This is a genomic window from Mesorhizobium sp. WSM4829, assembly GCF_055811475.1.
In genome coordinates this window covers 213414-232798 of record NZ_JBVVQJ010000005.1, presented here as the reverse complement: position 1 = coordinate 232798, position 19385 = coordinate 213414, and the positions used below count along the sequence as shown (strand labels likewise).

Below are 19385 nucleotides of genomic sequence, written 5' to 3'. Positions count from 1 at the left end.
AAGATGCTGCATCTCAAGGGCATCTATGGCCGCGAAATGTTCGAGACCTGGTACAAGATGATCGCGCTGGTGCAGGGTCCGCTCGATGTCAGTGGGCTGATCACCCACCGCATCGGCGTGGACGACTACATTTCCGGCTTCGAGGCGATGAAGAGCGGCAATTCCGGCAAGGTGGTGATGGATTGGTGTGGGCGGCGCTTGGGGCTAGACTCCAGGCTCGCCATCTGTGGCATGAACGCCCGGGGCAGGGCGATTTTTGAGTTTCGCGAGGGCGATGATGACGCTTCTTTATCATTCAGGGCTATCGAATCCAGGACTTGATTGCCATCCGGCGCACCAGCCGCTGACAAGCGGTTGGTCATGTCGAGAAGCATTCCGCTACGGACCGGGCAAGCACGAATGAAGACCCAAATTGTCGTCGTTGGCGGTGGGGCTGGAGGTCTTGGACTCGTGCGCCGGCTCGGAGCACGTCTCGGCCGCAAGGATTTCGATATCATTCTTGTCGAGCGGAACCACACCCATGTCTGGAAGCCGCTGCTCCATGAGGTTGCGGCCGGATCACTCGACGCAAATCTTGACGAAGTGGGCTACCGCGGCCACGGGCACCGTTGGGGCTACCGCTTCTTCTACGGGTCGCTGGAGGCCATCGATCGCACCGCGCGGCAGGTCACAGTGGCGCCGATATTCGACGATGACGGGTCGGAACTGGTCGGTCGACATCGGCTCCGATACGACTACCTCGTTATCGCAATCGGGTCGGTTTCAAACGACTTCGGCACTCCCGGAGTCAAGGATCATTGCCTTTTCCTCGAAGACCGTCACCAAGCGGATCGCTTTCGATTGAAGTTGTTGAATCATTGTCTTCGAGTGTCCAGGACAATGTCAGCTGATTCAACCGACGACGCCTTTGTTGATATAGCTATCGTGGGTGGCGGTGCGACAGGCGTCGAACTCGCTGCTGAACTCTACAATGCTGCATCATCTCTTGGACATTATGGCCTGGAAGTCTTCGACGAGACCCGGTTGAGGGTCACTTTGATAGAGGCCGGGCCGCGGATTCTTCCGGCTCTCCCAGATGCTTTAGCAAAGGCCGCGCATCAGGAACTTGAGGCCCTCGGCGTCCGGGTGCTCGCAAACACAGCTGTATCCGAAGCAACGGAAAAGGGATTGAGGTGTGCTACCGGGGAGCAGATAGACGCCAATATTTGCGTCTGGGCTGCAGGCGTGCAGGGGGCAAATATTCTAGGAGAGCTCGACGGACTCGAGGTGGCGCGCAGCAGGCAACTTGTCGTCCTTCCCACCCTCCAAACGAGCCGGGACGAGCGCATCTTCGCTATCGGCGACTGCTGCTTCTTCAAGCCGGAAGGGGCGGGGGGCCCGGTGCCACCACGAGCTCAGGCTGCCCACCAGATGGCATCGACCGCTTATCGCAACATTCTTCACTTGATCGCCGGGGAAACGCCGGAGGCATTTGTCTATCGGGACAAGGGCTCGCTCGTGTCGTTGAGCCGGTTTTCCACCGTCGGTAGCTTGATGGGAAACCTCGTCGGAGGGCGGATGGCGATCGAGGGGCGGCTGGCCAGGATGATCTACGTCTCTTTGTACCGCATGCACCTGGTGGCCATACATGGCTGGATCAAGGGCCTGGCTCTTATCCTGGTCGGCCATGTCAACCGGGTTGTCCGTCCGCGTCTCAAATTGCATTGACGTTGGTCAGGCGCGTGGCAGACTGGACCGAAGGATGCCGCCGAGGTCTGCATTGCACCTCGCCTGAGCGACGCCCGAGTGGTCTTGCCGCATTCCTCGCCCGATTTGCGCCATATGGCATGCCGACGGACGGCTCAAAACGAATGATCCCGCTGAATTGAAGGGGCATAACAGCAGCGAAATCTGCCCGCCGGACGCCACTCTAAGGTCCGACTACAAATGTGACTTTGGATCAAGCGACAGCGTTGCACCTATGGCCGTTGATCATGACAGGGATAGCGTCAGCGCCCCGACCGAGCTGATGAAATTCGAGACCCGCCATGTGCCGGGCGCGCTGAAGCTGTCGCAGGAAATGGGCTGGCCTTATCGCCAGGAGGACTGGGAATTTGCCGTGACGGTCGGCAATGGCCTGGTCCTCGAGCGGGCAGGACAAGTGATCGGCACTGCCATGTCCTGGAATTACGGACAGGCCCATGCCACTGCCGGGATGATCATAGTCACCGGCTCAGCCCAAGGCGGCGGCAACGGCTCCCGGCTTTTTGACGGGTTGCTTCAGGCCACGGACGGGCGCAACGTGCTGCTCAATTCGACGGAAGAGGGGCTCGCGCTCTACAAGCGACGCGGCTTCAATGCCTGGGGCACGGTGATTCAGCACCAGGGCTCGCTGAGCGTCGCCGTGACGCAGAGTACCCGCGACGACATCCGTCAGGCGACGGTCTCCGACCTCGCGGCGATCCAGGCTTTTGACGAGCGGGCGACAGGCATGCCCCGGCCGTCGATGGTGGCTGCGCTCGCTGATGCTGGCAATGTTCTGGTCATCGAACGCGCGGGGCGGATTGCAGGCTACGCCATCGCCAGGCGGTTCGGCCGCGGCTACGTGGTCGGCCCTGTTGCAGCCGAAAGCGCCCAGGACGCGCGGCTCCTGATCCTGGCGCAGCTTGCGACGCTTCACGGCCAATTCGTGCGCATCGACGTCTATGCCGAACACGGATTGGGCGACTGGCTGGAGAGCCTGGGCCTCGCGCGTGTCGGTGCTGTGATCGCGATGGTCAAGGGGCTACGGCCCGTCTCAGACGGGACGGCCCGCATGTATGCCTTGGCAAATCAGTCGTTCGGTTGAGGAATGAGGTAGGAGAGAGCGATGGATACGAATGTAGATATCCGTGAGGCGGTCCAAACGATCGACGCCCTCATCACCCCGTCGCTGCTTCTGGACCGGGGCCGGCTCGAGCGCAACATCCGGCGTCTGGCCGAGCATGCCGGAAAGCTTGGCGTGGTGCTGCGCCCGCATATGAAGACGGCCAAAAGCATCGACGTCGCCCGACATGTGTTCCCCGGCGAACCGGGCCCGATCACGGTCTCGACCATCGCCGAGGCGGAGTATTTCGCCGGCCACGGCTTTCGAGACATCACCTATGCAGTCGGCATTTCGCCGGCTTCGGCCGTCCGCGCCATGGAGCTTTGTCGCCGTACCGGCGCTGATGTGAAGCTGCTGCTCGATTGCGTGGAGCAGGCCGACGCCCTGGCCGGTGTACGCGAAGCCACCGGTGTGACGCCGTCGGTCTTCATCGAACTGGACTGCGACGACCATCGCGGCGGATTGAAGCCGGACGATCCCAAGCTGCTCGATGTGGCCAACAGGGTCGTCGCAGGCGGCGCCAACCTGGTCGGCGTCCTCGCCCATGCCGGCGAGTCCTATGGCTTAAGCACGCCCGATGCACTGGTCAAGGCAGCCGAGGACGAGCGTTCGGCCACCGTGCGCGCCGCCGAAACTTTGCGCGCCCACGGCCATGCCTGCCCGATCGTCAGCCTCGGCTCGACGCCGACGGCGCACTTCGCCGAGAACCTCGAAGGCGTCACGGAGCTGCGCGCCGGGGTCTACATGTTCTTCGATCTCGTCCAGCACGGGGTAGGGGTCTGTGCCATCGACGACATCGCGATTTCCGTGTTGGCCACGGTGATCGGCGCCAAGCCGGAAAAGGGATGGGTGCTGGTCGACGCGGGATGGATGGCGCTTTCGCGCGACCGCGGAACCGCAAACCAGAAGATCGACCAGGGTTACGGCGTGGTCTGCGATGAAAAGGGGCGGGTGCTTGAAGATGTGATCGTGGCGCAGGCCAGCCAGGAACACGGTATCCTCGCCATTCGTGCCGGTTCTGGAAAGTCCATGCCCGATTTGCCGCTCGGGGCTCGGGTTCGGATTCTGCCCAACCATGCCTGCGCGATGGCCGCCCAGCATCACTTCTACAGCGTCGTCAACGGGGACAGTCCCCGGATCGAAGCGCGTTGGGAGCGGATCCGCGGATGGTAGGGGCTGCAGTCGCAACGCATGGCGCCCATGCAAGCTGACGCACTGGTGGTGCAATCATGAAGTTTACATCTTATTGGCTGGATACCTCTCAGCCGTTCAATGAGGGCGCGTCCAAACCGCTCGAAGGCGACTACGATGTGGCGGTTGTGGGCGGCGGCCTGACCGGATCCTCCGCCGCGCTGGCCCTCGCCAAAAAGGGCGCCCGGGTTGCACTGTTGGAGGCCGAAACGATCGGCAACGCCGCTTCCGGTCGCAATGGCGGGATGTGCAACAACGGTTTTGCCCAGAACTACGCGATCATGGCCGGCAAGCACGGCAAGCCGGCCGCAAACGCGCTCTACAAGGCTTTCGACGCCGGCGTCGATATGGTCGAGCGGTTGGTGCAGGAAGAAAAGATCGACTGCAGCTTCTCCCGCGTCGGCAAGCTGAAGCTTGCCGCCAAGCCCGAGCACTACGACGTGCTGGCGCGCAGCCAGGAACTCTTGGCCGCCAATGTCGATCCCGGAACGAGGATGATCGCGCGCGCCGACCTGCGAAGCGAAGTCGGCACCGACCGCTACCATGGCGGGCTGCTGTTTCCCAAGAGCGCCAGCATGCATGTCGGCCGTTTCGTCCGGGGCCTGGCGACCGCTGCGGCGCGGCGGGGCGCAGAGGTCTATGAAAACGCCCCCGTCATGGTTTTGCGCAAGGTCGCCGACGGGCATGAGGTCGAGACCCCGCGCGGCAAGATCGTCGCGCGGCAGGTCCTGCTGGCGAGCGGCATTTCCCAGGTCGGTCCGCTCGGATGGATCCGCCGCAGGATCGTGCCGGTCGGCGCCTTCCTGGTCGTGACGGAACCGCTGTCGCCTCCGCAACTCGAGCGCCTCATGCCGACCCGACGCAATGTCGTCGACACGCGCAATCTCGTCGTCTACTGGCGGCTGACGCCGGACAATCGCATGCTGTTCGGCGGGCGGGCCCGGTTTGCGGTGTCCAACCCGCAGTCCGACGAGAAGAGCGGCCGGATCCTGAAAGCGGCGATGGTCGAGGTCTATCCGGAACTGGCCGACATCCGCATCGATTACTGCTGGGGCGGCATGGTCGACATGACCCGCGACCGCCTGCCGCGCGCCGGGGAGCGCGACGGAATCTACTACTCGATGGGCTATAGCGGCCACGGCACCCAGATGTCGACGCTGATGGGCAGCATCATGGCCGATGTCATGGACGGGCGTCCCGACCTGAACCCCTGGAAGGATTTCGACTGGCCGGCGATCCCTGGATACTTCGGGCGTCCCTGGTTCCTGCCGATCCTCGGCGCCTACTACCGCATGAAGGACCTTGTCACATGATTTCGCCCCTCGAACACCTGTCCCGCAACGGCCGCCTCGACAAGTTCTTCATCGACGGTCAATGGGTCGAGCCGAGAGGCACCGCCCAGAGCGTCGTGGTGAATCCCGCCACCGAAGAGATCGTGGCCCGGTTTCCGCTCGGAAACAGCTGGGATGTGGACGCGGCCGTTGCAGCGGCCCGCCGGGCGTTCGCCACCTGGAGCCGTACCAGGCCGGAATACCGCGCGGGTCTGCTTGATCGCCTGCAGGCGCTGCTCGAAGCGCGCAATGAACTGCTTGCGCAATGCTTGAGCCTCGAAATGGGCGCGGCAATCGGATATGCGCGCACCGCGCAGGTGCCGCTCGCGATCGCCCATGTGCAGGTCGCTCGCGATGTCCTGCAAACCTTCCCCTTCGTCGAGCAGCGCGGCCACACCGCCGTCACCCACGAACCGATCGGTGTCTGCGCGCTGATCACGCCCTGGAACTGGCCACTCTACCAGATCACCGCCAAGGTTGCGCCGGCGCTCGCCGCAGGCTGCACGGTCGTGCTCAAGCCAAGCGAACTCTCTCCTTTGGACGCGCTGCTGTTTGCCGAGGCGATTGAGGAAGCCGGCTTCCCTGCCGGTGTCTTCAACCTCGTCAATGGTGACGGCCCAGGCGTGGGTATGGGGCTCGCCTCCCATAGGGATGTCGACATGATCTCCATTACCGGCTCGACCCGTGCCGGCATCGCGGTGGCCCAGGCCGCCGCGCCGACGGTCAAGCGCGTGTCGCAGGAGCTCGGCGGCAAGTCGCCGAACGTGATTTTGCCCGACGCCGATCTCGATCGTGCCGTTTCGCCGGGCGTCGCCGCCGCCTTCCGCAATCTCGGCCAATCATGCAGCGCGCCGACGCGCATGATCGTGCCGCGCGAGCGGCTGTCCGAGATCGAGGCAATCGCCAGGAGGGCCGCAGCCCAGATCATCGTCGGCGATCCGCTTTCAGAGGCCACCACTCACGGTGCAATCGCCAACCGTTCCCAGTTCGACCGCATCCAAACCATGGTTGGCGTCGGCGTTTCGGAGGGCGCGAAGCTGCTCACCGGCGGACTGGGCCGTCCGGACGGCCTAGATGTCGGGTTCTATGTCAAGCCGACCATCTTTTCCGACGTGCGCACAGGCATGCGCATTGCCCAGGAAGAGGTCTTCGGGCCAGTTCTCTGCATTATCCCCTACGACACAGTCGAGGAGGCCGTCACTATCGCCAACGATACGGTCTACGGCCTGGGGGCCCATGTGCAGGGCACGGATATGGGCGCCGTCCGGGACGTCGCCTCGCGGATCCGCGCCGGTCAGGTTCATCTCAACTACCCCGCCTGGGACCCGCACGCCCCGTTTGGCGGTTTCAAGCAGTCCGGAAACGGGCGCGAATATGGCATCGAAGGCATGTTGGAGTATCTCGAGGTCAAATCCATCCTCGGCTATTTCTAGGCGACATTTCGCCTGGCGCAGAGGGCGCAGGTGGCGCCGTCTACGCCTGTAGGCTGAGCGGATCGCTAATCAGTTAGAACATGTCGATTGATGACTGAATCGGATTTGGTGACGTCTGCGTCGGTTTGACTCATCAGGTTGCGATTCTATTCGGTCGCTTTGTGGGTTACCGATCGGGCATGATCGACCGACGCGGAATCGAGCAGCGGTGGAGGCGGACCGCTCGAAGCGGACGAGCGTGGCCGCCGGGTATTCGCTGCGAGTGAGGCTCGTGCTGCGGGTTGTGGGCTTGCGGTGGTGTCTGAGATCACCGGTCTGGCCCGTTCGACGATCGGGCGTGGCATCAAAGACCTCGATGTTGCGACGGCGCGCGGGCAGGTGCGTCGACAGGGCGTTTGTCTTGCGATCGAATGTAGTGGCAGAGAATTCTGGTCTGGAGCTTCCTCGATCGTTCGAAGCTCCGCCGTGCTGAGTTCAATTTGTGATTATTTTGACCAGGACTAACCTCCCACGCTCTCTTGATGTTCTTCGAGGCAAGCCAAAATCGCCCGCAGCTGGAATTCCAGTGCGGGGCCCTCTGCCGGGAACCGGCCGTCCAGCGCGGAGGTGCCGACGGTAAATCCCGCTGCGCCACTGTTGCGAATTGTCTCGACCTGATCCGGCCGGTCCACCGATCCCGCGACGATAACGGGCTTGGGCACGGCCCGGCACACAGCGTCGATCAGCGATGGCACATTGCCTGCCGAACGGTAGGCGAGAAGGTCGAGACCGGCGACACCGGGATGGCTGGCGAGCGCGACGGCGCTTTTGACGATCTCGGCCTGCGATCCTTCCAAAATGCTCGGGTGCCCGACGATGCGACCCGGAAACGGATAGTAGCGGATGGGCGTCCCTTCCAGCAGCGGCAGCACGTCTTCGGCATGGGTGCCACCGAGAAGAAAGTCGACGCCGAGGTCGATCGCCGCCTTGACCGAGCGGATCTCGCTGTCGCGGTCGAGCGATACAACTTCGAGATAAGTGTTGGCTCCGCCCTCGCGGATCTGGCGGGCGAGGCCAGCGAGCGCGTCGAGCGGCAGGCCGATGTCCTTGAAGCCGATGTGGCGGATTCCGGCCCCGAGCGCCGTTTCGGCGTGGACGGCGGCGTCGGTCACGGTGCGGTCGTTGCGTGTCAGCATGAAGATGAAGTCGAATTGGGTCATGGGGTGACGGCTTTCTGGTTCGGGAGAGAAGCCTTCAGCCGAAGGGCGTAGTCGAAGGCGGTCTCCAGGCTGGAGGGGTCGGCAACGCCGGACCCCGCGATGTCGAAGGCGGTGCCGTGATCGGGGCTGGTGCGCACGAAAGGCAGGCCCAGCGTGACGTTCACGCCATGGTCGAGGCCCATATATTTGACCGGGATGAGACCCTGGTCGTGATACTGGGCGACCACGATGTCGAACCGGCCCTTGCGGGCCTGCATGAACACAGTGTCGCCTGGCCATGGGCCGGAGGCGTCGATGCCTTCGGCACGGGCCGCCTCGATCGCCGGCCGGATGATGCGGATTTCCTCGTCTCCGAAGAGACCGCCTTCGCCGGCATGCGGATTGAGGCCGGCGACGGCGACGCGCGGATGGGTGATGCCGAGCGCCTGCGCACCGGCATGGGCCAACCGGATGGCGTCCATCTGCGCCGCGAAATCGCCTTTGCGGATCGCCTCGGACAACGAACAATGGATGGTGACGAGAACCGTGCGAATGTCCTCGTTCGCCAGCATCATGGCGACCTTGGGAGCCCCGCCATGATCGGCCAGGATTTCGGTGTGGCCGGGATAGTGCAGACCGGCTGCTGCGAGGGCCTCCTTGTGAATCGGCGCCGTTACGATGCCGCCCACCCAACCGTCCCGCGCCAGTCCGATCGCGACAACGATGGCGTCGAACGCCGCGCGTCCACTGACGGCCGAAACCTGGCTGACCGGTGGCAGGGCGGAAAGCTGCGAGGAGCAAAGCACGTTGAGGGTTCCGTCATCGAGCACGGTCTCATCGACTGAAGCGATCGGCCGGACCCGCACTTCAGCATCGAGCGCGCAAAGGGCGCGGGTCATCACCAGCGGATCACCGACGACGATCCAGTGCCGCTTGTCCGGGCGACGGAGATACATTTTTGCGATGATCTCGGGGCCGATGCCGGAGGGATCACCCATGGTCACGGCGAGAGGAGCGTCATGGGCGGTCATGAATCAGCCTTTCGTGAAAGCGGTTTGGCCAGCAGGTCGCGGGCGGCATCAAGGAGTGCCGAGGATGAGCCGAAGCCTCCCGCCTTCATGGCGATGGTGAGCGACGTTCCGTCCGCCCGTTCGGCGCGGCCGACCGGAAAGCCGGGCTCCAGCTCGCGGGTGAGACAGAAACGGCTGATGCCGAGGCGGTCGAGGATCGCCGCCATCGTCTCGCCGCCGGTGGCGATCACCGCGTCATATTCATGCCGGGCGACCGCTGCGGCTGCTTGTCCGGCGAGGTTCGTCGTCACCGCGCTGGCATTCTCCTGCCATTGCAATGGTGTCCGAAGGCAAATCACACGGGCGTCGCCGGGAGCGTCGGCCAGGTCGCCGACGACGGGAACGCCTTGTACCCGCAAGGCCTCGCATTGGGTGCGCGTCACCGGATTGGCGCTTCCTGCGACGATCACCACCCGCCCGGCGGCTTTGCCCGTTACCGGACGCACGTCCGGCACGGCAGGAAGCAGCGATGCCAGCACGATGGCGAGACCAGGAGAGCCCACCCAAAGAACAGTCTCAGGATCGGGGATGCTGGCGACTTGCCGGTTCAGTACGCCCTGGCTGCAGGCATCGAGGATCAGAATGGATGCGTTCGTCGCCGCATCGCCGGTACTGTCTGGGGCGAGAATGATCGGTCTCCCCAGGGACGGGTCGATCAGATTAGCAATGTGCGATGTGCCTGCGGGATGGACTGGATCGCGGCCGTAGACGCTTTGACTCACGGGAATGCCGTTCACCGTCTGGATCCCGCCGACGGTGAGCCGCCCCGCCGCGGGAAAGGCTGGAGCGATGACAAGCCTGCTCCGGCCGCTGGCGCGAAAGGCGGCGGCGACTTCCACGCGGATATGGCCGCGCAGGGTCGAATCGATCGTTTTGAACAGAAGGCGGGCATTCGAGAGGGCAGACACGGCGTCGGCCGTAGCCTTTCTTGCCTGCGAGATATCGGAGGCGCGGCTGTTGGTATCGATCGAAGCGATAGCGCCATTCTCCGTGCCGTCGACTTGTCGCTTGATCACGGGTGCATAGCCTCTCGCGAGAAAGGCCGCCGCGCCGTCGGTAGCGCTGGTCAGGTCGTCGGCGATTATCCCGACCAGGAGAGATGTGTTCCGCTTCATGTCGGTGATAATAGCAGAACGATCGGCATCGATTATCCATATGATCTGACGACTAGTAGTGATATGTGATCACCAATGAAACGATCTGACGTACCTTCTTTGGACGATCTGCGCGCCTTCCAGACAGTGGCGCGTCTGGGGTCTGTGCGTGCTGCGGCAGCCGAACTCGCTCTGACGCATGGTGCAGTCAGCCGCCGCGTCTCCAAACTGGCCGCCGATCTTGGTCTGCGTTTGCTCGAAGCGGACGGGCGAGGGGTGCGTCTGACCTCCGATGGCGCGAAGCTGGCGGAGGCAACCGGCAAGGCGTTCCATTTAATCACTGATGCCTTGGCAGAGATCAGATCCAGCTCGACGCCCATTCCGATCATCCTGTCCTGCGAGCGCTCGCTGGCGATGCGCTGGCTGATCCCGCGCCTGTCCGGGTTTCAGGATCGGTACCCGGATGTCGAGGTGCACCTGTCGACCGGCGGCGGAGGGCTCGACTTCGCGCGTGACCGGGTGACGCTTGCGATCCGCCGACTCGATTTTCTGGTCGACCCGGAATGGACCATCATCAGGCTGATGCCGGAACGGGTTGGTCCGGTCATGCTGCCATCCCTGCGCAAGCGGTTCGAGAGTGGCGACTATGTGGCGCTCGGATCACGGACGCGACCGGATGCCTGGGAAGCGTGGCTCGACGCGCACATGAACGCGCCGCGTCCTCGAACGATCCGATTGCTGGATCATCATTTCCTGATGGCAGAAGCGGCCCTGGGTGGTCTTGGCGTTGCTCTTGCCCCCCAGGCGATTGCAGCGGATGACGTCGCGAATGGGCGATTGGAAGCACCACTTGGCTTTGATCGCGACGGGACGGACTACGGCCTGATCCATCCGAAGTCGGTCATTGTTTCAACCGGCCTCTCCGCATTGCGCGATTGGCTGACCGCAGAGTCCGAGAGATCGTTCAAGCGGCAGGTGCTTGAGAACAGCTGAACCAAGAAAATAAGGTCGTCTTTGCGCCCCTATCGGCTCAGGCACGTCGAACGAGACAGCACTGCGAAAGGGCGTGCTGGTTTTTCGGTCGACCGGAGGGCCTTCTGCTGAATGACCCTGCATTGCGGCACATTCTGCCAGGGGCTTGCGATTATGCTCTGCTGATAGGGCAGATTGACAGGAACCAGGGATATGGATCGCTTCCGGCCGAAATACGTGACGTTTGATTGCCACGGCACGCTCATCAATTTCCAGATGGCGGAAGCCGCCAGGGACCTGTTCGGTCATCTTCTGGATGGGCCGGGCATGGACGAATTCATCAAAAACTTCCAGGGCTACCGCCTCGACGAGGTAATGCAGGACTGGAAGCCCTATGCGGATGTCGTTCACAACGCGCTCGATCGCACTTGCCGCCGCAACAGCATCGCATTCCGTGCCGAAGACGCCGAAACGATCTACAATCGCATCCCGACCTGGGGGCCGCATCCGGACGTCCCCGAGGGATTGGCCAAGCTGGCCAAGGAAATTCCGTTGGTCACCCTGACGAACTCCATGGTGGCCCAGATTCCGTCGAACGTGGCAAAGCTCGGTGCGCCCTTTCATGCCGTCCTGACCGCTGAAGAGGCGGGTGCCTACAAGCCGCACTTCAAGGCGTTCGAATATATGTTCGATATGCTGGGTTGCGGCCCGGAGGATATCACGCATGTGTCCTCGTCTTTCCGCCACGACCTGATGTCCGCCTATGATCTGGGGATCAAGAGCAAGGTCTGGGTCAATCGCGGCCACGAGCCGGCCAATCCCTTTTACGAATACACCGAAATCCGCGATGTAACGCAGCTGCCCGGCGTTTTCGGACTTTGAGGGGCGAGGATAGGCCGGAGCCCGCAGAGCACTGCGCCCATTTGCGAGGGCGGCCAGCGGCGCCGTCTCAACGACCGCGAGAAATAGAACTGCGGGGCGCCATCGCTGGAGCGCTCCATCTGTCGAACCATGAACAACATCCGTCCCAACAGGCGAGGATCTTTCGAATTGGGCGCTTATGGTGATCTGGTCCCCGATGAAGAAGCTGGTCAGCTCGATGGCTCCATGACGGCAGGACGCGACCGTCTGGCTTACGCGGCAGCTTCGACCGAAGCCTATTTTCGCGCTGCTGCCGCAAGCATGGCGATGCGGCCGGGCGCTTCCGAACCGGACATGTCCGCGGCACTGCTGAAGCGCCACTACGGATTGACGGGGTCGGTCGCGACATTGTCGTCCGAGGTTGAGCGCACCGTTGGGGTCAAGCTGTCGGACGGCCGCCGGTTGATCCTGAAGACGTCGGCAACAGCGGAGGCGGTCGACAGCTTTCGTTTTCAAACCGCCGCTATGGCCGGATTGCAAGGGTTCACCGGCTTCGTCGCACCCGAAGTGCTCCGCACGACCAGCGGCGCATTGATGTTCGAGCAAGAGGGGATGTTCGAGCAAGAGGGGGTGTGCGGGTACTTGCAGACCCGGATCGGGGGCATTCCGCTGCACCAGGCGGCGCCAACTCCCGACCTGCTTTTTCGAACCGGCAGTGCTCTCGCCCAGCTGGACCTGGCTCTTGAGCTGGTCAGTGAGCCCGCGGCTCACCGTCCCGTTCTTTGGCATGTCGGTTGCTGGTCGAGGCTGATGGAACTGGAGCAATACCTGCCATCCCAGAGCGTTGCCGATAACGTACGCGTCGCGATGTCGGAGTATGCGGAATTCGTTGAGCCACAAATCTCTGACGTGGCGTGGCAGGTTACTCATAATGATCCCAGCCCGTTCAACATGATGGTGACAGGCCAGGGGATGGGTTTCATCGATTTCGGCGACGGCTGCTGGAGCCCCAGGATCCAGGACCTGGCGATCGCAGCAAGTCACGTCGTAGGGGATTCGACACTTCCTTTGGGTGGAGCCGAGCATCTTATTGCCGGCTATGCCTCTGTCATTGCACTTTCGGCACTGGAAGCAAAATTGCTCGTCGGACTGATGCGGGCGCGACAAAGCGCGTTGATCCTGGTCAACTACTGGCGGTCCCACCTTTTTCCGGCCGATGCCCAATACATCGAAAAGAATGTCTCGCGTGCCGAGCACGGACTTTCCATCCTGGCGCCTCTTGGTGTCGCATCGGGCGAGGCAGCCGTCCTGGCGGCAATGTCGTCGTTTCAGCCGTAACGCATCTCGGTTCGCTCGACCGGCACGCTAGCCAAAAGACGAACCGCGAATTGATCAAGGTACTCTTTCAGATAGGCAGCAGCACATGTCCACAGATCTCATGCCTAATCGCTACAGGCCCGGCGAATCCGATCTTCCGAGGCGCGAGTCCGAACTCATTGCTCGCCGCGACGAAGTACTTGGGGCCTCCTATCGGCTCCAGTACCGCCGGCCCGTGCACTTCGTTCGCGGCGAAGGCATGTGGCTCTACGACCCTGACGGGCGTGCCTATCTTGATTTCTACAACAACGTGCCGTCGCTCGGCCATTGCCACCCGGAAGTAAACGCCGCAATGGCTGAACAGGCGGGCCGGATAAGCGCCAACACGCGCTATCTCGAGCCAAAACTTATCGACTATGCCGAGCGACTGGTCGACACTTTCCCAAGCGAGCTCGACCGGGTGGTTTTTACCTGCACGGGGAGTGAATCCAACGATCTGGCCCTGCGTATCGCGCGATTTGCGAGCGGCAATGAAGGCGTGATCGTCTCGAGCTACGCCTATCACGGCACCAGCGCGGCTGTCGCCGCGGTTTCCCCGAACCTGGGCGACGCCGTCAAGCTCAGCCCATTCGTGCGCATGGTTTCCCTGCCGGGGCCGGAGGGTGTGCCGGAAGCCCAGGCTGCGGACTTTTTCGAGGCGCAAGTACGCGCGGCCATCGTAGATCTGAACCGTCGTGGCATCGGCGTTGCGGCCCTGCTCATCGACAGTATTTTTTCCAGCGATGGCGTATGGGTCGATCCCCCCGGCTTCATCGCCGGTGGAGTTGCGGCGGTGCGGGAGGCAGGTGGTCTCGTCATCGCCGACGAAGTTCAGCCGGGTTTTGGGCGAACCGGCGCTCATATGTGGGGCTTTGAACGGCACGGGATCGTTCCCGATCTCGCTACCCTCGGCAAGCCGATGGGCAACGGATTTCCAATTGGCGCGGTCGTTGGTCGCAAAGCACCGATGGAGCAATTTGGCGCAACCGCTCGCTACTCCAACACGTTCGCCGGAAATACGGTTGGCATAGCGACCGCCGACGCCGTGCTGGCGATCCTGCAGCGCGACCAGATCCCCCAGAAAGCGCTTGCCATGAGCCAGCGCCTCCGAGCCGGGCTGGAGAAAATCGCACAGCAGCCATACGGAGTTCGCGCTATCCGAAACGCCGGTCTGTTCTTTGGCATCGACATCGGGCGTGAGGGTGCCCCGGCGGCAAGCCGGCGGGCAATGGCGCTGGATGTCGTGAACGCATTGCGCGACGACGGCGTCCTTGTCAGCACGACAGGGGCCAACGAGGATTCGCTCAAAGTGCGCCCGCCGCTCGTTTGCCAGGCCGAGCATGTCGACCTCTTCCTTGCAGCCATGGAGCGGGCGCTCATCAAGGTCGCGGGCTAGACCGCATGCCTGCGACCAGGTGGCCAGGTGATTCCGCTACTGGTCGTCGAGCATGTCGCCGCTTGACGGTACGTGCCGATGCGCTGGCTCAGCGGGACGCGCGCGCTCCGCAGCTGCTGACGGCCGCTTGCAGCGCGTCGACAAACAGATCGAGTTCGTCCTTGCGCATGTAGATGTGCGGGGAAACGCGCATCCCCGCGATATCCTCGACCCGGCGATATTTGACATGGACCCGGTGTCGCTCGCGCAGCACGCTCTCGAGCTGGCGCGAATCCACGCCGTCGATGGAAAAGAGCGCCACGGCGCCCAAGGATTCGGCGCCCAAGGGTCCGGCATCCAGGGGCCCGGCATCAAGCGGCGTATGCAGGCGAAAGCCCGGAATGTCGCGTGCGCGCTCGATCCAGTACCGCGTGAGTTCGCTGAGGCGCCGCTGGATCCTCTCGACGCCGATCCGGCGATGCAGGCGGATCGCCGGCATGACGCCAGCCTGGATGGCCGAATTATAGGTGCCAAGGCTCCAGTGATCGAACTTGTCGATCCTGAGCGGCGGCGGATCGAAGGGCGCAAGCAGCGGCCAGGTGTCGTCGATCAGGCCTTCCCTGACGACCAGCATGCCGTTGCCCACAGGTGCGCCGAGCCATTTGTGCAGGCTCGTAATGAAGATGTCGCAGCCGAGCTTGCGGAAGCTGACCGGCATCTGTGCAAAAGTCTGCGCGCCGTCGACCACGGTGACGATACCATGCTCACGCGCCAGCGCGCACAGGCGCTCGACCGGCAGGAGGCGGCCGTTCCAATGAAACATATGCGTAAGCAGCATGACCCGCGTGCGCGGCGTGATCGCGCGCGAATAGGCTTCGATGATCGCCTCGTCGTCGTCGAGGAGGCCGAATTGACAGACGACTGGCTGGATACCCTCGCGTTCCCGGCGTTGAAGCCAGCCGGCGCGTGCGCTGGGGTAATCCCAGGGCGAAATCAGCACCTCATCGCCCGGCTGAAGCGGAATGCCGAAAATCGCCGTCGACAGACCCTCTGACGAGTTGCGATTGAGCGCGATTTCGCTAGGCGCGCAGTCGATCAGCTGCGCAAGTTCCGCCTTGATATCGGGCAGCGCGGCGTCGAGCTTGCTCCACATATTGACGTCGGGATTGCGGCTGATGAGCCGGTAGGCGTCGACGACCGCTTGCTCGACCTCCAGTGGCGGTGGGCTGACTGCGGCATTGTTCAGGTTCAAGAGCGGCTCCTGCCGCGGATAGGCCGCCCGCACCCCCTGCCAAAACGCTTCCGGGGTGTCGGAAGTCGGAGAATCCACGTCGATGAAGTTCATGCTCCTGCCTTTCAGATCCCGCGCGTTACAGTCCTCCAGCTGCCAAGAGAAAAGGGCAGGCCGGCGAGTCTGGTGGCCATCACCATACAAGCCGGCCTGCCCGAATGGATGCCAATCCAGCCTCAGATCGGCACTATCGTGCCGAAAGCCCGGCAAGTTTCAGAATATTTTGCCATGCTCCCATTCCCGAATTTTGCCGACCATTCCCGTCATCGAAACACCGGAACCGACCCTGACGCCGTTTGCCGGTCGCCTGCCTCTTTCAGTTTTTGGCCCAGCTCGGCAATGCGGCGTTCGCCCGCCGCAAGCGCTTCGGCAGAAGTGTGCACGGAATAATAACCGAGATGGAGCGGATGCGGGTGCGGCACCGCCGAACCCAGGACGAAAACGGCGTCTTCGCCACCGGTTGCTTGCCCACCTGTTGCTTGGACGGAAATCGGCGCCTCGCCATTCTCGAAGATCGCCATCTCGCCCGCGCTGATCGTCGAGCCCGCATCGAGCGTTCCTTTGGCGAGCGCCAGCCAGCCGACGCTGTGGCCCGGCGGCGGCGCATAGCTCCAGCTTTCACCGGGCCGCAAGGTCACCAGCAGATAGTTGATGCCGTCCGGCGCCGGCACGGGGCTCCGGACGTCTTCGTACTTGCCAACGATGATATGGGCAGGCCAGGCATAGGGCATGTCGCCGGCATCGATATAGCGGCTTTCGGCGGGCCCGTTTTCCAGTTCGGGCGGCAGCGCCAGCCAGAGCTGAAAACCCTGCATGCGCGAGACATCTCCCGCCGTCATCTCCTTGCCGTGCCAGACGCCGCCGCCGGCGCGCATCCATTCGACGCCGCCATAGGCGATCTCGCCGGCACCGATGGCCGGATCATCATAGCGCGCGTGACCCTCGGTGATGACTGTCACCGTGGCGACGCCGGAGTGGGGATGGATCGGCATCCCGCCGCTTCTCTCCACGGCCTGAAGCATTGCCCGGTCCGCATCGAAGATATCGAGAAAGACGAATGGCTTCAGGGCCTGTCCGAGGTCGCTAGGACTCATCAGCCGGGTGATGAACCCTTGGCCGTGGCCGCGCGTCTGTTGCACGATGCGTCTTGGTATCGGTGACGCGTTTTTTAAAGCAGGATGTGCCATCGGTATTGCTCCTGTTTTCAGATTTGTTTCAAGCTGTTCAGCACGCCGGCAATGCTGGCCCGATGCAGCCAGGCGACCGTGCCGGTGATGACCATCAGCACAAGGGCCGGCACCGCGCTGCCGCCGATGACGAAGAGATGGGTGATCACGCCGCATGCCATGGTGACGGCGAGCAGAAGCCCGCCCAGTCCCGCGGTCGCCGGAAAAAGCAGGCCGATGGCGCCGGCGACTTCCACGACGCCGGTGACGATCCGGAACCACTGACCGATGCCGATCTGCTCGTAAATGCCGACCATCATCGGCACACCCGCAAGCTTCGCGCCGCCGGCCGCCAGGAATGCGGCAGCGGCGAGACCGCGCAGGACCCAGGCAGCGATTTTGACCTTTCCGGCCGGAACGGCCGCTGTCGTGAGTGAATTCGTGCTCATTGATTGTCTTCCTTCTTGATCAGGCCGCGTCATGCGGCCAGCTTTTTGATTTCAACGGTGGCGGCCTCCAGGGCCTCCGAACGGATGGTAGTCAGTCGGGAGACATGTTAGCGTTCCAAAATTCGCTCTACTAGGCGCAAGAAGCCGGTTTCTGAGTTGCTAAAATAGGAACGACATGGTTCTGGATGATTTGCGGACCTTCGTAGAGGTGGCGGATGCGGGTGGCGTCGCCCCCGCGGCGCGCCGGTTGGGGCTGGCCAAGTCGATCGTCAGCCGGCGTCTGACCCGGCTGGAAGAAGCGCTTGGCGCCCAACTGCTTTCCCGCACCACGCGCGGCTCAGCTCTAACTGAAGCCGGCGCAGCCTTCCGGGAACACGCCATGCGCGTCGTCGCCGAATTGGAAGCCGCACAGGAGACACTTTCGCCGGAAGGCGAGGTGCGCGGCTTGCTGCGCATCGCCGCGCCTCTGTCGTTCGGCATAACAAGGCTGCCCCCGATATTTGCCGAACTCGCGCGCCGTCACCCTTTGCTGCATCTCGACACGTCCTACAGCGATCGCTTCGTCGACCTCGTCGGTGAAGGGTTCGATTGCGCCATACGGCTCGGGATGCTTCGCGATTCAAGCCTTATCACCCGGCGGATCCGCGCATTCCGGGCGCGATTCGTTGCCAGCCCTGCCTATATCGCAACCCACGGCACGCCACAGACCCTAGCGGATCTGGCGCATCATCAGGCCGTGACCAGGAAGGGTGAGGTCTGGCCAATCCTGGATGGCGACAAAACCGTCACAGTGCGGCCGCGCGGGCGCTTTACCGCCGACAACGGAGAGGCCGTACTGGCTGCTGCTTTGGCGGGTGTGGGGGTGGCCGCGCTGCCGGACTTTCTAACCGAAACGCATGTCGCAGCGGGCAGTCTCGTGCCGCTGCTGGAGAGATATACAACCCCTGAGCTCGGCATGTTCGTCGTACGCCCGCCGGGGGCTTTCCCTTCCCGCAAGGTGCGGGTCCTGATCGACATCCTTCTCGAATATTACGGCGAGGCGGCCAGTCGCAAATCCGGCTGAGAGCGTTCACCTAGCGGATTTGGGCATGTCTGCCGCGGAGCCAGCAACCTTAGTCGTGCCCGGCCAGATTGATCGTTCTTGTAGAAATTCGTTCAGCCAACGCGCGGTCATGCGTGACGAGAAGAATCCCAAGCCCGGTTTCGCGCACTGTCTGAATCAGAAAATCGATCACCTGCTTCTGGCTGACCGGGTCGAGGCGGGATGTAGCCTCGTCCGCAAATACAGGCCCGGGCGAACGATCGGTTCTTCCCTCATCGGCCTCGGCTCGGTTGTCGTTCCGCTTGGTTGACGGGCAGCGACCGGAACACATCCGCGCGTTGTTTCGACATTTCGTCGAGGCTCAGCTTCCTGCCGATTGCCGCGTCGTGTTCGAGGGAGCCGGCGGGAACTCGGCGGTGTCGGTGAACGAAGCCAGCACCTACATTGCAGCCACGGTGCGGACGCTTGACGCAGAATGGCCAGAGCCAACCCTGATCAAAGGAACGGACGGCACGATTCCCTTGGTGGGACTGCTTGCCGACCGCCTTGGCGTCGATTGCATAGTGACGGGCTTCATCCTCACCGACGATGCCATTCATGCCCCTAACGAGCGGTACGATGTCGAACGACTCCGCAAGGGGATACGCAGTTGGGTGAGGATCCTGCGGAACTAACGGTCGGCACAGGCCGCGCCGGACAAGGTGCGGGCACCCTAAAAGCGAAGCGGGGCC

18 protein-coding genes and 2 pseudogenes are annotated in these 19385 nt (G+C 62.9%); 14 read left to right on the top strand and 6 right to left on the bottom strand.

Annotation, left to right across the window (positions count from 1 at the left end; translation table 11 throughout):
• From tdh to AC0L17_RS07545, 7 genes and pseudogenes are all read left to right on the top strand, one after another.
• Positions 1-186: pseudogene (gene tdh / locus AC0L17_RS07575) on the top strand (L-threonine 3-dehydrogenase); the annotation flags it as partial.
• A 213-nt stretch (positions 187-399) separates the two neighbouring features.
• Positions 400-1707 carry an NAD(P)/FAD-dependent oxidoreductase gene (locus AC0L17_RS07570; protein ID WP_473515353.1) on the top strand — a complete coding sequence of 436 codons (1308 nt, stop codon included), beginning with the start codon at positions 400-402 and terminating at the stop codon, positions 1705-1707.
• Between the two features lie 253 nt (positions 1708-1960).
• A complete protein-coding gene (locus AC0L17_RS07565; RefSeq protein ID WP_473515352.1) occupies positions 1961-2827 on the top strand; it encodes a GNAT family N-acetyltransferase in 867 nt (288 codons plus the stop codon).
• A 21-nt stretch (positions 2828-2848) separates the two neighbouring features.
• Complete coding sequence (locus tag AC0L17_RS07560) at positions 2849-4018, top strand: alanine racemase (protein ID WP_473515351.1); 1170 nt, start codon at positions 2849-2851, stop codon at positions 4016-4018.
• 56 nt (positions 4019-4074) lie between these two features.
• Positions 4075-5349, top strand: coding sequence for an NAD(P)/FAD-dependent oxidoreductase (locus tag AC0L17_RS07555; RefSeq protein ID WP_473515350.1), 1275 nt, complete (start codon positions 4075-4077; stop codon positions 5347-5349).
• Positions 5346-6800, top strand: a complete 1455-nt coding sequence (locus tag AC0L17_RS07550; RefSeq protein WP_473515349.1) for an aldehyde dehydrogenase family protein — start codon at positions 5346-5348, stop codon at positions 6798-6800. Before AC0L17_RS07555 ends, AC0L17_RS07550 begins: the two co-directional genes overlap by 4 nt.
• 179 nt (positions 6801-6979) lie before the next feature.
• Positions 6980-7193 (top strand): annotated as a pseudogene (locus AC0L17_RS07545) (ISAzo13 family transposase); the annotation flags it as partial.
• 107 nt (positions 7194-7300) lie between these two features.
• On the opposite strand, the gene AC0L17_RS07540 reads toward AC0L17_RS07545, so the two are convergent.
• Genes AC0L17_RS07540 through AC0L17_RS07530 form a run of 3 tightly spaced genes read right to left on the bottom strand, consistent with a single transcriptional unit; the run spans position 7301 to position 10163 of the window.
• Entirely contained in the window at positions 7301-7999 is a 699-nt protein-coding gene (locus tag AC0L17_RS07540; RefSeq protein ID WP_473515348.1) for a beta/alpha barrel domain-containing protein, read from the bottom strand.
• The gene (gene pdxA, locus AC0L17_RS07535; protein WP_473515347.1) at positions 7996-9009 is read right to left on the bottom strand and encodes a 4-hydroxythreonine-4-phosphate dehydrogenase PdxA; all 1014 of its coding nucleotides are present in this window, start codon (positions 9007-9009) and stop codon (positions 7996-7998) included. Before pdxA ends, AC0L17_RS07540 begins: the two co-directional genes overlap by 4 nt.
• Complete coding sequence (locus AC0L17_RS07530; protein WP_473515346.1) at positions 9006-10163, bottom strand: four-carbon acid sugar kinase family protein; 1158 nt, start codon at positions 10161-10163, stop codon at positions 9006-9008. The genes pdxA and AC0L17_RS07530 overlap by 4 nt, the downstream gene beginning before the upstream one ends.
• Positions 10164-10238: 75 nt before the next feature.
• On the opposite strand from AC0L17_RS07530, the gene AC0L17_RS07525 reads away from it, so the two are divergent.
• From AC0L17_RS07525 to AC0L17_RS07510, 4 genes are all read left to right on the top strand, one after another.
• Positions 10239-11135: a LysR family transcriptional regulator gene (locus tag AC0L17_RS07525; protein WP_473515345.1), complete on the top strand. Its 897-nt coding sequence runs from the start codon at positions 10239-10241 to the stop codon at positions 11133-11135.
• Positions 11136-11327: 192 nt separating this feature from the next.
• Positions 11328-11996, top strand: a complete 669-nt coding sequence (locus tag AC0L17_RS07520) for a haloacid dehalogenase type II (RefSeq protein ID WP_473515344.1) — start codon at positions 11328-11330, stop codon at positions 11994-11996.
• Positions 11997-12125: 129 nt separating this feature from the next.
• Positions 12126-13313: a phosphotransferase enzyme family protein gene (locus tag AC0L17_RS07515; RefSeq protein ID WP_473515343.1), complete on the top strand. Its 1188-nt coding sequence runs from the start codon at positions 12126-12128 to the stop codon at positions 13311-13313.
• A gap of 85 nt (positions 13314-13398) precedes the next feature.
• Entirely contained in the window at positions 13399-14727 is a 1329-nt protein-coding gene (locus tag AC0L17_RS07510; protein WP_473515342.1) for an aspartate aminotransferase family protein, read from the top strand.
• Between the two features lie 88 nt (positions 14728-14815).
• Here the strand turns inward: AC0L17_RS07510 and AC0L17_RS07505 are convergent, their stop codons facing one another.
• The 3 genes from AC0L17_RS07505 to AC0L17_RS07495 form a co-directional block, all read right to left on the bottom strand.
• On the bottom strand, positions 14816-16051 hold the full coding sequence (locus AC0L17_RS07505; protein ID WP_473515341.1) for an aminotransferase class V-fold PLP-dependent enzyme: 1236 nt from the start codon (positions 16049-16051) through the stop codon (positions 14816-14818).
• 209 nt (positions 16052-16260) lie between these two features.
• Positions 16261-17136, bottom strand: a complete 876-nt coding sequence (locus AC0L17_RS07500) for a pirin family protein (RefSeq protein WP_473515340.1) — start codon at positions 17134-17136, stop codon at positions 16261-16263.
• Between the two features lie 65 nt (positions 17137-17201).
• Positions 17202-17612 carry a DoxX family protein gene (locus tag AC0L17_RS07495; RefSeq protein WP_473515339.1) on the bottom strand — a complete coding sequence of 137 codons (411 nt, stop codon included), beginning with the start codon at positions 17610-17612 and terminating at the stop codon, positions 17202-17204.
• A 175-nt stretch (positions 17613-17787) separates the two neighbouring features.
• Here AC0L17_RS07495 and AC0L17_RS07490 point away from each other — a divergent pair, with 175 nt between their 5' ends.
• Genes AC0L17_RS07490 through AC0L17_RS07480 form a run of 3 tightly spaced genes read left to right on the top strand, consistent with a single transcriptional unit; the run spans position 17788 to position 19328 of the window.
• The gene (locus AC0L17_RS07490) at positions 17788-18675 is read left to right on the top strand and encodes a LysR family transcriptional regulator (protein ID WP_473515338.1); all 888 of its coding nucleotides are present in this window, start codon (positions 17788-17790) and stop codon (positions 18673-18675) included.
• Positions 18676-18700: 25 nt separating this feature from the next.
• Positions 18701-18964 (top strand): hypothetical protein, encoded by a 264-nt coding sequence (locus AC0L17_RS07485; protein ID WP_473515337.1) that lies wholly within the window; start codon positions 18701-18703, stop codon positions 18962-18964.
• Positions 18957-19328 (top strand): hypothetical protein, encoded by a 372-nt coding sequence (locus AC0L17_RS07480; RefSeq protein WP_473515336.1) that lies wholly within the window; start codon positions 18957-18959, stop codon positions 19326-19328. Before AC0L17_RS07485 ends, AC0L17_RS07480 begins: the two co-directional genes overlap by 8 nt.
• Positions 19329-19385: the final 57 nt, after the last annotated feature.